Consider the following 13,865-nt stretch of genomic DNA (forward strand, 5'->3'; position numbering starts at 1 on the left):
TATAACTATTCCGAGAAAAAGACTTTTCCACTGCCCCGAATATCCCGAGAGCATGGCAACCGAGGACGCCGAAGCATCCGAACCCAAACCGTTGGAGGGTGAGACGGAGGACCCCGTGGACTCCGGCGTCCACGCAGACGCGCCGAACGCCCGCGTCGGCGACTATACGTGGGCAGATTTTCTCGACGAGTTCGGAGAACAGGGTGATGTCGAAGCACTGTATGGGACTGATCCGCGGACGCGCACCGACGCGCCGGGCAGTTCACGGTGGGGGAGTTCCGAAGAAGAAACAATCGAGCGTCCGACTCGCCGAGATTGGCAGGATGTGTCGCTCGACCCCGAACCATATCTCGATTTCCACCCGGTAGACGTCGATACATTCGTCGGGAAACGCGGCGCGCACGCGACGAAGATTCACGAACAGTTCGAGGCGTTCTGTGACCCCGAAACGACACCCGTCGTCAAAGACGAGTGGATGTGGGAACACTACAAGCGCGAATATTACTACGAAGACGATGGCTCGCGCCCCCGAGACAAAGACGGAGACATCGTCCGCTTCGACGCCGAAGACGCACTCGGCTTCGACCCCGACAACATCGGGGCCGTACTCGCCCACGGTACACAGCGCGCCGACGAACTCGACGAACTCGTCGAAGAACGCACAGTCAACACCAAGACCGACTTCGACGAAGACGAGTTCTTCACGAGTGCCGACGGGACGACCACGCTTGTGAACCGCTACGACCTCGAAAAGACCGTCGCCTTGGAGAAGAAAACCCACTTCGAAGAGGTCGAACGCTACTGGGTCAACAAGCCCTTCGCGTTCGTCATCATCTTCCACTCCTCGAAGGAGAATGAGACGAAGTACTACCTCGTCGAACCGTATCTGAACCGCATCGAGGACGACCTGACGGAGTTCCTCACCGGCAAACTGCGGACGGCAATCAAGTACAACGACGAGAGCATCGTCAGCGGGAACGACAATCGCGCACAGGTCATCGAATCGGAGACGTACGAATTGCTCGGTCGGTACGACCTCTACGACGGCCCAGCACCCACGTTTGAAACTGACGATGCAGACGACGTATCCGATACCCCCGGCCTCCTCGACCGACTCGGTCTGGGCGGCATGTTCGGGGAAAACGAGGAGTCCGAATCGTCCGAGAGGGCCAACGACGGACCGGCACCTACGTCAGCCGCCAGCGGCGGACTCTTCGGTGGGTTCGGTGAACGGCTTGGTCTCGGTGGCGTGTTCGGTGGGAACGGAACCGGGACACGAAGAGACCAACAACTCGGTGGTATCGAGGGAATCGCGGCGCGACCGGAACCCGCCGTCCTCGCAGACGACTCCTCTGACTTGACCGAGTACCAGGTCAAGAAACTCCAGTACTTCCTTCGGCGCGACTTCATCGGTTACGAACGCATCGACGGCATCAAACACGACATCAACGTGGAGGACATCTCGTGTGACGGCTACAACTCGCCGGTGTTCGTCTACCACTCCGACTACGAGCAGATTATCTCGAACGTCTATCACGGTCGCGGCGAACTCGACGATTTCGTCGTGAAACTCGCCCAGCGCTCTGGGAAGGGTATCTCGAAGCGTCGCCCGCAAGTTGACGCGACGCTCCCCGACGGATCGCGTGCGCAACTCACTCTCGGCAAAGAAGTGTCCGACCACGGGACCAACTACACCATCCGCCAGTTCAAGGACGTTCCGTTCACGCCAATCGACCTCATCAACTGGTGTACGTTCTCGCTCGAAGAGATGGCGTTCTTGTGGCTCTGTATCGAGAACGACAAGAGTCTCATCTTCGCAGGCGGTACCGCATCCGGGAAGACCACGTCGCTGAACGCAGTGTCGCTGTTCATCCCGTCGAACACGAAAATCGTCTCCATCGAAGACACCCGCGAGGTCGAACTCCCACAGCGCAACTGGATTGCGTCGGTCACGCGCCCGTCGTTCGCTGACGACGACAAAGGCGACGTGGACGAGTTCGACCTACTCGAAGCGGCACTGCGTCAACGCCCTGACTACATCGTTATGGGTGAGATTCGTGGTGAAGAAGGCCGGACGCTGTTCCAGGTCATGTCCACGGGTCACACCACGTACACGACGTTCCACGCGGACTCCGTTGGCGAGGTTCTGAAGCGATTTACGACCGCACCCATCAACGTCTCGAAGACGATGTTCACCGCGCTCGACCTCGTGTCGATTCAGACCTCGACGCGGGTTGGCGGCAACAAGGTGCGCCGGAACAAGTCGCTCACCGAAATCAACCACTACGACCCCGAGAACGACGAAATCAACGTTCAGGACGTCTACCAGTGGCAAGCAGAGACCGACGAGTTCCTCCAGATGGGTGCGTCGAACACCATCGAGGAGATCAAGTTCGACCGCGGTTGGGACCAAGAGACGCTCGAACTGGAAGTTTTCAAGCGAGAAGTCGTTCTCGCGTACCTCATCGTCCACGGTCTCAACACCTACACGCAAGTCGCAGCGACGTTCCAGGCGTTCATCAACGACCAGGACACCATCATCGGCCTGATGGCGAACGACAAACTCGAACGGAGTCTCGAAGACCTTCGGGAGATGGAGTCGGTTCACATCAACATCGACCCCGAGAGCGAAGCGATGGTGCCGCGGCCAGACCCACCGGAACACGTCCTCAAACTCGCCAAGGAGATTCTCAAACGCGCCGAAGAGGAACTCTTTGACGACTATCGAGACGAACCTGTCGGCGACGTTTCGGACGCCCTCGGTGACATGCACAGCGAACCAGACGTCGAGGCCGAACCCGGCGTTCGCGACGAACTCACGGCACTCGAAGAACGAACCGACGACGCCGAACTCGACGAGGGAGTCGAACGCGACAGCCTCGAAGAAGGTGATTCACCGTCTGAACTCGAAGGCAACGACGGACCGTCGTCGCTCGACGGTCAAGAAGAGACGCCTGCACTCGAATCCGGAAAGGACGAAGACCTCTGGGATGCACTCCAAGACCAGATACCCGGAGACAGTCCCGACTTCCCCGCCCCAGACGACGACGTTGACTTAGATGAGTTCTTCAGCGCGTTCGAGGACGAAGGAGTCGAAGATACCAGCGGTGAGGGTGACGAAGGATGGGGTGGGTTCAAAGCTGCCGAGCCGGACGTAGACCCAGAATCGCCAGAGAACTCGGAGACAGACAACTCAGAGTCGGCGGAGTCGCGTCCAGACGGAGACACTGCAGTAGAAGCGGACGATACAGCAGGCGAGGACGAATAGATGAGTAACGTCGATGCGGACAACTCATCGGGTCTCGACCGGGGCACTGACGCACTCGGAGACGCATTCTATCCGCTGTTCCAACTCCTGTTCGACGAGAATGGCGAGTTCGTCGACGACCTCGATACGAAACTCAAGCAGGCTCGGATGCCCGATACCGTCGAGTTGTACCTGTCGCGGGCGCTCGCGGTGGGCGTCCTCGTCGGACTCTCGCTCTGGATTGTTGGGACGCTCATCGGCTACGGCCTCTTCGCGCTCGGTATCCTCTCAGCGAACTCGTTGAGTCTCGGGATTCCGGTTTCGAGTGAATCGACTGCGAACCTTCTTCGCTCGCTCGCCAAACCGGTCGCCATCGTCATCTCTGGACTCGTCTTCGGGTCGATTGGATTCGGTCTCGGGTTCGGGACGCTCGTCGCCATTCCGTACTCGACAGCGTCGGCACGCAACCGCGAGATCAACATGCTCCTTTCAGACGCCATCTCGTTCATGTACGCGCTCTCGGTCGGCGGTCTGAACCAACTCGAAATTTTGGAGGCGATGGCGATGGCCGAAGACACCTACAGCGAAGTCTCACGCGAGTTCCAGAGCATCGTCCAAGAGACGGAGTACTTCGGGACCGACTACCGGAACGCCATCCGCCAACAAGCGATTACGACGCCCTCGGACGAACTCTCGCAGTTCCTCACGGACATGCTCTCTATCGTCAACTCCGGTGGCGACATGCAGAGCTTCCTCAACGACAAGAAGGACAAACACCTGCGGACGGCCAAGCAACAACAAGAACAGACCCTCGAAACGATGGAACTGTTCGGCGAGATGTACATGACGCTCTCGCTGTTTCCCCTCCTTCTCATCATCATTCTCGTCATCATGAGCATGCTCGGAAAAGCCCAGCAGGAACTCCTGTACGCGACCGTCTACGGGTTGATTCCACTGACTGGCGTCGGTTTTCTCGTCCTCGTTTCGACGGTCAAGCAAGACGAGTTGGGTGACGGCTATCTCCACCCGGCCGACAGCAGTGACCGACTGGAGGGTGTGCAACGAGAAGGCCTCATTCACATGGGACTCATCGAGTCGTACGTCGGTGAGTTCAGCCTCTTCTCGCGTATCAAAGACCGCGAAGGGACGTTCAAGACGAAAGAACTGCTGCGTCAGCCACACCTGTTCTTCAAGCAGCACCCACTGTTTACGCTCGCACTGACGCTCCCGGCGGCGCTCGTCCTACTCACGTTTGGCGTTCTCGGCGGAACCGCGCCGACGACGTGGGAAGGAATGATTGCAAGCCCCGTTTGGGGGACGTTCATCTGGATGTACGTGCCAATCTACCTGATTGCTATCCCGCTTACTTTCTTCCACGAGTGGAACGTCCACTCGCGGAACGCCATTACGGGGAAGCTCTCGGACAACCTCCGAAAACTGTCCAGCGCCAACGACACTGGGCAGACGCTCCTCGAATCTGTCAAGACCGTCTCCGATACGTCGTCGGGGAAACTCGCCGACGAGTTCGACATCATGTACGCGAAGGTCCACTACGGGATGAGCCTTCGAGAGGCGCTCATCGAGTTCAACAACAAGTACCACATCCCGCGCCTCGCTCGGACGGTCAAACTCATCACGAAAGCACAGGAGGCGTCCAGCCAGATTACGGAGGTGCTGACGACTGCCGCACAGGCATCCGAGAATCAGGACGACATCATGCGCGAACGGATTTCTCGTACCCGGATGCAGGTCGCGATTATCCTCATGACCTACGTGACGCTCCTCGCCGTGATGGCGATTCTCAAAACGCAGTTCCTCGACGTGATGGCGGGACTGACCTCGCAAGCCGCCAGTTCGAGCGGCTCGGCGTCCGGCGGCCCGAGCTTCGGTGGCTCTATCGACCCCGACCTGCTCTCGCTGCTGTTCTTCCACGCTGTGACGATTCAGGCGGTGCTTTCAGGGTTCATCAGCGGGTACATCCGTAACGCGAACTTGTTGGCGGGGGTCAAATTCGTCGTCATCCTTCAGACGCTCGCGCTGGCCGTGTGGACGGTGGTTGGCTGATGTGTCGGTCGCAACACTCTCGAACGGGTCGAAGCAATCGCGCACAGACCACCATCGACTTCGCCATCGGTATCGGATTGTTCCTCATCACCGTCGCGTGGATTGTCGGGACCGTCCCGCAGATTCTCCAACCGTTCGATGCGAGTCAAGAACAACCGTTAGTTGCGAATCGAGCAGCAGACTCGCTAACGAAAGATTTGCTCACAGAGGACAGAGAATCGAGCATTCTCAACGAGACGTGTACGATGGCCTTTTTCGACGGTGACCCACCAGGAGACTGTCACTACGGCGACCCAGACCCGCACACAGCAACCGGGTTGAGCAACAGCTATGGGTTGAACATCACCCTCTCCAAACAGGGAACCACTCTCGCTGAGACCGGTGAGGCGGTTCCGTCCTCGACGACGATTGTCTCTGCCCGTCGAGCGGTCTACTTCGACGGCGAACTACACAAACTCAGTGTGAAGGTGTGGTGAATGGCCCGGGCACAAGCACACGCGCTCGAAGCGTTCGTCGCCGCGACGGTACTCTTGGCGAGCGTCACGTTCGCGTTGCAGGTGACCGCAGTCACTCCACTGACTGCGAGTACCTCCAGCCAACACATCGAAAACCAGCAGTCAGCCATCACAGAGGGCCTCCTCGCCGCGGCCGCAGAGAACGGGACGCTCAAGCGAACGGCACTGCTCACGTACCCACAAAACGGCACGTTCCGCGATGCAGATGCCGAAGGTTACTACATCGACGGCGGGCCGCCGACGGCATTTGGTGAGATGTTGAACCAGACGTTCTTAGCCAACGGTATCGCGTTCAACGTCTACGTCAACTACCTCCGCGACAGCGAGGCCCGCCGGACCATTCGAATGGTCTACATGGGCCAACCGAGTGACCACGCTATCTCCCAAACTCGGTTTCTTACACTCTACGACAACGACACGCTCTACGCCCCCGACGGAAGTGGAAGCACGGTCGCACAATCGGAGACGTTGGGTGAGGTCGATGCTGGGTCCGAAACCATGTTCTACACGCCCGATGCCGACCCCGGCACACTCTACGGTGTCATCGAAGTGGAGGTGGTCGTATGGCGGATGTGATGCGAGACGAACGCGGGCAACTCATGCTCGTAGCGGCGCTCGCAATCGCAGTGTTACTCGTCGGGCTCGCACTGACGCTGAACACCGCAATCTACACCGAAAATCTCGCGACACGGACGACTGATACACACCTGTCTGATGCGAACGCGTACGGTGAAGCACTCGAAGAGGGGACTGGTGGGTTACTCGATGCCGTAAATCGAGAGGGTGGCACCTACGGCGAACTGGAGACGAAGTTCGACAGCAGTTACGAAAACTGGAGTTCGGCGACGGCGACGTTGGGTGCTGCCCGTGGCCGAGTGACGAACACGACACGAGTGGACGAGACGCGAGGAACACGAATCGCACAGTCGAACGCCAGTCTGGACTTCACTGGCGGAAGCGACGACTGGACTGTCTCGACGAACGAACACGTTCGTGGCATTCGATTCAACGTTTCGCGTAACTCGCTCGAGACGGGGTCAGACCCGTTCGAACTCGTGTTAGACGACGGGAGCGACACTGTGACGACCGAACTGTCGCGCAACGCAACGCACGTCATCGTCACCGTGGACGCACCCAGTGGAGTCTCGACCTGCGAGACTCCTGTTGGGGCAGGAGAGTACGTCACAATCGATGTGACTGATGGAATGCTTGGCCGCCAACCTTGTTCGGCGCTCGATGCGATTCACGACGACCTCGATGGGACACTCACCGTCGAATTCGAAGAAGGCTCGAAGGCTGTCGGAACGTACGAACTCTACACCGACGACCTATACACTGCGTTCGACGAGGCGTGGGATGGTCTGTTTGGCCCCGATACTGGCCCAACTTCGGAGCCAGCACTCTATGCCGTAGACGTCTCGTACGTGTTTCAATCGGGCGAGACGCGAGTCGAACGCGAGGTTCGTATCGCACCGGGGGAGATAGCATGAGAAAGCCATTCGCAAGCGATACGCGCGGTGTTTCGACCACGCTCAGTTACGTCCTGACGCTCTCGATTACCGTCATCCTCATCTCGGGATTGATGGTCGCAAGCGGCGGGTTCGTTTCGGACGAGCGAGAGCGAGTCACGAAAACGGAACTCGAAGTGGTCGGTCACCGACTCGCCGCAGGGATAGAGGCAGCAGACAGAACCGCGTCAGTGAGCGGTGATGTGAGTCTCGAAACGACCGTCGAACTCCCAGCGAGAGTGGCCGGGACGACGTACACAATCGAACTCAACTCGGGGACACCGAACCAACTCGTTCTCACGTCGGAAAACCCGGACGTTACGGTTACCGTTCCGGTGAAGACGAATATCGCGCTCGCTCCGGGGAGTGCCACCGGTGGCGACGTTGTCATCACCTACGACGACGCATCGCCCCAAATCGAGGTGAGTGGATGAATCGTGCAGTGAGCGACACGCTCGGATTCATCTTCGTCTTCGCAATCGTCCTCTCGACGATCGGCGTCGTCACGGCGGTAGGATTCGATGGCCTCCAATCGACTCGAGACGTCGAGCGCATCAACAACGCCGAACGCGCGTTCGACATCCTCGGCGACAACATGGAGGACATCGCCGACCGCGGTGCCCCGAGTCGTGCAACCGAAGTGAAAGTCGAAGATGCACAGTTATATCTCGCAGACCCAATCGAGGTGTCCATCTACGGTGAATCGACGACGGACCCGACGAGCAACTTCACCAACACGTACGAAGTTTCGCCTATCGTCTACGAAACTGAAGCCAGCGAGGAGACACTCGTCTACGTGTTCGATAGTCTCCTGCGAACTCGCGGTGACAGCGGCACCTTCGTTCGCCGCCCATCGCTCGTCCTCACGAAAGAACGCGTCCTCGTTCCGGCGTTCGTCACTCGCCCGGACGAGTCTGCATCCCTCGCCGTCGGTGGGTCAGGAACGTTCCTCGTCCGCGGTGAGAAAGCAGCGACGAGCGTCCTCGCTGCGCGGTCGAACAGCACTCAGTACGACGTGAACATCACGATTCGGTCGCCGCGGGCAAATCTGTGGCGAGACGAACTCCTCCGTCACGACGATGTTTCCTGCGACCCGGTCGTCGCGCCCGCCACGCCAGACGACCTGCCAGAAGTGTCGTGCCACGTCGAAGATGCAGAACGAGTGTACGTCGTTTCGACGACAGTCGACGTGATGTTCTCCGACTAAGCCCGAACGTCGCCGAGTAGCTTAGTTGACGTCGACTTCGACTTCGTTTTCCGTGATGTGGAGGAACGTGATGAACTGGCCGCCTTCTGCTTGGTCGTAGACGAGGTTCCCACGCGACCCTCTTTCGTCCACACTTTGGCTGTTCCCCGGCCCGTCAGTGACTGTGAGTTCGAACTCCGGTGCGATAATGGAGAAGTAGTGATTCGTGAGGAAGTCCATTTGCTCCGTATTGCCGTCGGTGAACGTTCGGCCACCGTCGATGGCGTGTTCGTCGAACGTCACCGAGCTGTACGCGTCGCCGTCTTTGATTTCCGGCCCGAAGTGCCACTTGTTACGGTTGCCGACGCTCTGTTTCGGAATGTCGCCGTAGGTCATCAGTTCGTTGCTGGTGAAGTTGACCTGAATCTCGGTGGGGTCTTTCGCACAGTCGATATTCACGAGCGGACTCGTATTGGGGTCAACCCCCGTGGCCTGCCACCCATGGTACTGCCCGCTCTCGTTGGCATAGTACAGGGTGACGTCCATCGTGCCATCGTAACTATCGTCTGCTTGGCACTTCTCGTCGGCTTGTACGTGGAGTTCGAGGTCTTGCTTCTCGCCGTCGTAGTACATTCCCCACTCCATGTTCTGGAGGTGTTGGTCGTTGGCGAGCGTAATCGTGAACGCCGAGACGTTGTGGCCGTTTGCCATCCCGCGGATATCGAGCGAGGTGTCCTCGTTCGGCATCTGGAACTCTCCGACGAGTCCGAGCGTTTCGAGTTCGACGCTCGCGGTTTGGTTCGCGTCGTTGACCGTAACGTTCCCCTCAGTTCGTGAGCGGAAGAACGACGCCCAACCCTTGTAGTGCGCGCTGTGGACCGTGACCGACACCGTGCCGTTGCTCACGGGGTTATCGTACGTACTCGATAGGCTGGGATACGTCGTCGATTCGTTGGGATAGATTCGCTGTGCTTGTTTGGTCGTCTTCACTTCAGCGTTCACGTTCCCTGCGGCCGCACCAGAACCGCCCACTCTCACGATTGGGAGTGTGAGTGTCGCCCCGCGATAGTGGAACTCCGGTGGCGAAACCATCGACGTTCCGTTGGCCTGCGTTCGCCAAACGCCGCCACCTTCGTAGGCAATCGTGGTGTCGCCATCACGGTATTCGATATTTCCTAACGTTTCGTTGTAGATGACCGCGTCAGTCCCATCGTCGCTGAAGTTTCGGTGTGTGACTCGAATCCAGCCTGAGTCGTCGTTGACGACGTACTGACCACCTCCGGAACCGCCGAGCGACATCTTTTGGGTTTGGGCGTCGCCGAGTGCGGAGACTGCGACACGCGAGTCGAACAGCGTCATCGTATGTTCTGCTCGCGAGAGTCGCGACTCCTGTTTGGTTTCTTCTATAGCCTGTCCACCGAGCGTGATGACAGTTGTTGTCCCCGCGATAGTGATAACGAGGAGGAGGACGACAGCGATTGGTGAGGTCTGTGCTGTCCGGTCGCGGACAACACGATACAGCCACGGGACCCGGCGGCTCGTCATTGAAGGGTACAACACCCGCAGGGGTAAAAACGTCATTGGCTATATGACAGTCAGAAAACTGGACAGATTCGACTCTTCGACGTAGTTTCAATCGTTGGTGGGGTCGGTCGAAGACACCTGTTCACGTGAAGACGCGTGCGATTCGCTCAGTTGGTTGTCCCAGTCGCCGTCGATAACCGTACACTCGGGAATCGATGCGTTCAGTTTCGGCGTTCGAGTCAAGAGTTTCTCTAAGAGAGACAAGTCCGCGGGTTTCGACTTGTCCACGATGTGATACTCGATGACGACCGACCCATCTTCCTCGGTGATTCGGAAGTAGTTCAAGAGGAACGAGGGATAGAACACCCACGGCAGCAGACCGAACATGACGGATTTTCGGTGGAGTCGCTTCAGCCACGTTCCAGTGTTAACGACGACCCGACCACCGATTTCCGTGAGTGATGCCCGGTGGGTGTGGCCGTAGAGAAACACGGCAACGTCAGGGTGTGCGTCGAACACCTCACGGGCACCCTCGATGTAGGTGTTTGCGACTTCTTCTGGTTTTCCAAGGTCTATCAGCCCGAATCGTTCGAGCGTCTTTCGCGCATCTCGAATGAAGAAGAACAACGGGACTGAAAGTACCGTGAGCAGTGCGATGATGACGATATTGACGACGAGAACGATATCGAGGAGCGTTCCGAGAAAGCCGAAATATCGGATTGCGTCGTCGACGAGTTCTATCGGAACGGTCCAAATTCCCGTGATTGCGAGGATGAACAAGGCGAGGTAGAGGAGACTAACGTTGAACAGCAAGAGAAACGGAAGCACTGCATATCGGAGCAACGGGCTCATCTCGCGGTAGAAGTAGTTCGAAATCATCCAATCGGGAATTTCGGTCATCGGCGTTACTGACTGGATATCTTTGAGCCAGTTGAACTTCCCCCGGCCCGAGAGCTTTCCTGCACGACTCGTGATGTGTCGATTGACGAAATATCCTGGCGGATTGGCGTACGGATTCCCGAAATCGGGACTTTTGTTGTTCGGGTCGCGCTGTTGGCCGTGTTCGATCCAGACGACACGGTCACCGACGTCACGGGTGATGACGACTTCCTGTTCGAGCGTGACGTTGTACTCGGCCAATCGCTCGACGTACTCCGGGTAGCACGCGAGTTCGTAGTCGTGATTACCGGGGATGAACGTGATTTGAATGTGTTCGCCGGTCGCTTTGAGTTGTGCGAAGAGTTCTGGATAGGTTTCGACGAGTGCGTCGAACTTCTCCATGCCTTCGAGTTCCGTGAACTCCCACAGCCCGAAGGCATCGCCGTTGACGATGAGTTCGGTGTTCTCACCTTCGGCTTCGAGGTCGCGAAGAAACGCGAGAAGTTCGTCTTCGAAATCGACCGCCTCCAGTTGCTCGTCGCCGCCGATGTGCAGGTCGCTAATGAAGTAGAACTGTGTCGGGGAGTCTGTCGTATCAGAGGCCATGTAATCACAGAGTCGGTCGGTACATCGAACGAACACGAGACACCGACAGAGTCTCCGCGAAAAGTACGTGCAGGAGCGACATATTCCTAGTTCCACTTCTTGCTGAATGACAGGAAACCCGGCGAGTTCACGTGAGGCAATTTGTACGCCGAAACCGACGTTCGCTTAGAAGGAGCGATTGACAGCCCAGTTGCAGACGACACCGACGGACGCGCCGACAACGAGACGGCCACCGAGTCGAACGACATCGAGAATGTGGGTGACTATCGAGGGTCTGTACGCCGGGCCGCCCGAAACGAGAGATGGAAGGGTCACTTTGAGTAGTTCAGTGCCGACGCCGAGGAGGAGTCCGCCGATGACGAATCCAACCATGACGCTCTGTGGGTCGTGACTCCGGTCCAGTAAGTAATAACCAAGTCCCGCGCTGAGCGCCACCAGTCCGTACTGGTTGAGAGCGCTCCCGACGGCGATGATAGAAGGTGTCCACGTACTGAGGTACGCGTCACTTGCACTGCCGGACAGGACGTACTCCGGCACGAAAAAGAGCAACGCCGTCACGAGCAACGAGAGAGCGAGACCAACCCCTGCAACCCCGACACCTGCTTTCGTGGGTGTGTGGTAGCTCATGTGAATTCATTCAGAGATATCAACATATCTTTTGCGGGCACCTGTGGCCAACACCGTTGGATAGCGGTCTGGAAACCGTTGCTCAGTGCGTGTCGTCGCGGAAAATAGTGGACTCGACGGGACTGAGCAAACCGGAGGTTTACGAAGGTTGTGAACTTGGTTCACAGGATTTGAACTCACTCGCAAATCAGAGATTTGCTCGCTGCTCAAATCCCGTCTCAAACAGTCACGACTTTGACGACACCGAAAGAACGAGACGAAGTCCTATCGGACTCACGTCTCGACGGATGGTATCGTCAAAAGGTAGTGGACTCGCCGGGACTCCCGCGAGCGGCGCGAGTGGGAGTACGGCGAGTCCACGAACGACTGGAGGGAGTGAAACGACCGAACAGAAGTGAGTGGACTCGCCGGGATTTGAACCCGGGGCCTCTCCCATGCCAAGGGAGTGATCTACCCCTGATCTACGAGCCCTCTAACGCATCCCACACTTTCCCGCTGGGATAAATAAGGGCTTCGAATCGACCGACCTCTGCCACGGTGTCGCGGTGCGACATTCGTCCATCAAAGCAATCATCGAAAGCACAGTTTGTTATAACATACCATGATTTATCATGGTTCGGCTCCATCAGTGTGGGATGACTTCTGAATCCGGGCAACCACAGATTCGATTGCCTACGGGGACCGAGGTGTTTGCGGTGGTGTCCGAGCTAACCGGGTTCGGAGGTGTCCGCCTCGAATGCAGCGATGGCATAGAACGAGCGGGGAGAATCCCAGGCGAAATGCGCAGGCAAAGTTGGATCGACGAAGGTGACCTCGTCCTCGCCGAACCGTGGAGTTGGGAAGACAACAGAGCCGACGTCACGTGGCGGTACGACGAAACGGTGGCGATACAACTACGTGGCGACGGCACCGTGGCGATTTAGCCCGAGAAAACCGGTCAATTCTTTGGATATTCACATGTGACTTCGATTCCGATAGCGAAGCCGTGGGAGGTTCGGCGTAGTCAACTCTCACGTGGCCGCCACGGAGTGGACTAACGTTCCATCGGCAGTCGCTTCGAGCTCAACGTCGCCGGTTGCCACGAGTCCATCGAGGACTCGCTGCGTGTGTGCGGGCGACCATCGGAGTTCCTTTTCGAGGACGTCTTTGAACATCCGCCCGTTATTCTCGTGTAAGAGCGAGATTACTCTCTCACTGTCGGGGTGGGCGGGGTGCGCCTGACGCGATTCATCTGTCGAGGAGCGATTTCTCCCTCGTAGAACCCCTACGGCGACCAACCCGAGAAAGAAGACCGCCAAGATTGCCAGCAATGTAGTCGGTCCGAGATTGTTCGACTCGGTGTCTCCATTACCAGCGGCTTCCGTCTCTGTCTGAGGTGTATCGGTCGGCTGAGCAGTGGGCTCATCAGTCGATTCATCAGTTGACTCGTCGGTCGGTTCGACAGTTGTTTCGGGCGTCGTCTCATCCGGTTCTGTCACTTGTTCGCGTGTTGTTTCGTTCGCGTCGTTCGTCGAGCCATCGCCAACTCCGATACACCCCGCTAACACCATCACGAGCGCAAGGGTAACCGTACCGAGTATCCTACGGCTCTGTGGAGTCCACCATTCGTACTCCCATAACACGAGAGATACGTCAGCGAACACGAGAGATATTCTCGCTGAGAGATTCATTGGAGTGAGAAGGAGTGACTCGCTGGAGCAAGTCTGCTG

12 protein-coding genes and 1 tRNA gene are annotated in these 13,865 nt (G+C 57.7%); 8 read left to right on the forward strand and 5 right to left on the reverse strand.

The window, feature by feature from the left end; all coding sequences use genetic code 11:
* The first annotated feature begins 52 nt into the window (after positions 1-52).
* The 7 genes from ACK509_RS03120 to ACK509_RS03150 are packed head-to-tail and all read left to right on the forward strand — an operon-like array spanning position 53 to position 8,541.
* Complete coding sequence (locus ACK509_RS03120) at positions 53-3,268, forward strand: ATPase, T2SS/T4P/T4SS family (RefSeq protein WP_410765037.1); 3,216 nt, start codon at positions 53-55, stop codon at positions 3,266-3,268.
* On the forward strand, positions 3,269-5,311 hold the full coding sequence (locus tag ACK509_RS03125; protein ID WP_410765038.1) for a type II secretion system F family protein: 2,043 nt from the start codon (positions 3,269-3,271) through the stop codon (positions 5,309-5,311). It abuts the gene before it with no gap.
* On the forward strand, positions 5,311-5,787 hold the full coding sequence (locus ACK509_RS03130) for a hypothetical protein (RefSeq protein ID WP_410765039.1): 477 nt from the start codon (positions 5,311-5,313) through the stop codon (positions 5,785-5,787). Before ACK509_RS03125 ends, ACK509_RS03130 begins: the two co-directional genes overlap by 1 nt.
* Positions 5,788-6,402, forward strand: a complete 615-nt coding sequence (locus ACK509_RS03135) for a hypothetical protein (RefSeq protein WP_410765040.1) — start codon at positions 5,788-5,790, stop codon at positions 6,400-6,402.
* Complete coding sequence (locus tag ACK509_RS03140; protein WP_410765041.1) at positions 6,390-7,316, forward strand: hypothetical protein; 927 nt, start codon at positions 6,390-6,392, stop codon at positions 7,314-7,316. The genes ACK509_RS03135 and ACK509_RS03140 overlap by 13 nt, the downstream gene beginning before the upstream one ends.
* The gene (locus tag ACK509_RS03145; RefSeq protein ID WP_410765042.1) at positions 7,313-7,768 is read left to right on the forward strand and encodes a hypothetical protein; all 456 of its coding nucleotides are present in this window, start codon (positions 7,313-7,315) and stop codon (positions 7,766-7,768) included. The genes ACK509_RS03140 and ACK509_RS03145 overlap by 4 nt, the downstream gene beginning before the upstream one ends.
* On the forward strand, positions 7,765-8,541 hold the full coding sequence (locus ACK509_RS03150) for a hypothetical protein (protein ID WP_410765043.1): 777 nt from the start codon (positions 7,765-7,767) through the stop codon (positions 8,539-8,541). Before ACK509_RS03145 ends, ACK509_RS03150 begins: the two co-directional genes overlap by 4 nt.
* A 21-nt stretch (positions 8,542-8,562) precedes the next feature.
* Here ACK509_RS03150 and ACK509_RS03155 read toward each other — a convergent pair whose 3' ends face one another.
* From ACK509_RS03155 to ACK509_RS03170, 4 genes are all read right to left on the reverse strand, one after another.
* A complete protein-coding gene (locus ACK509_RS03155) occupies positions 8,563-10,065 on the reverse strand; it encodes a hypothetical protein (RefSeq protein WP_410765044.1) in 1,503 nt (500 codons plus the stop codon).
* An 87-nt stretch (positions 10,066-10,152) separates the two neighbouring features.
* Positions 10,153-11,529 (reverse strand): metallophosphoesterase, encoded by a 1,377-nt coding sequence (locus ACK509_RS03160; protein ID WP_410765045.1) that lies wholly within the window; start codon positions 11,527-11,529, stop codon positions 10,153-10,155.
* A 165-nt stretch (positions 11,530-11,694) separates the two neighbouring features.
* Positions 11,695-12,156 carry a hypothetical protein gene (locus tag ACK509_RS03165; protein WP_410765046.1) on the reverse strand — a complete coding sequence of 154 codons (462 nt, stop codon included), beginning with the start codon at positions 12,154-12,156 and terminating at the stop codon, positions 11,695-11,697.
* A 399-nt stretch (positions 12,157-12,555) separates the two neighbouring features.
* Positions 12,556-12,627 (reverse strand) — tRNA-Ala (locus tag ACK509_RS03170).
* A gap of 164 nt (positions 12,628-12,791) precedes the next feature.
* Between ACK509_RS03170 and ACK509_RS03175 the strand changes: the two genes are divergently transcribed.
* Positions 12,792-13,079 (forward strand): translation initiation factor eIF-1A, encoded by a 288-nt coding sequence (locus ACK509_RS03175; RefSeq protein WP_410765047.1) that lies wholly within the window; start codon positions 12,792-12,794, stop codon positions 13,077-13,079.
* Between the two features lie 87 nt (positions 13,080-13,166).
* Here ACK509_RS03175 and ACK509_RS03180 read toward each other — a convergent pair whose 3' ends face one another.
* On the reverse strand, positions 13,167-13,706 hold the full coding sequence (locus ACK509_RS03180) for a helix-turn-helix transcriptional regulator (protein WP_410765048.1): 540 nt from the start codon (positions 13,704-13,706) through the stop codon (positions 13,167-13,169).
* Positions 13,707-13,865 lie beyond the last annotated feature (159 nt).

Origin of the sequence: Haloferax sp. DFSO60, from assembly GCF_046557615.1 — an archaeon.
Lineage (GTDB): Archaea > Halobacteriota > Halobacteria > Halobacteriales > Haloferacaceae > Haloferax.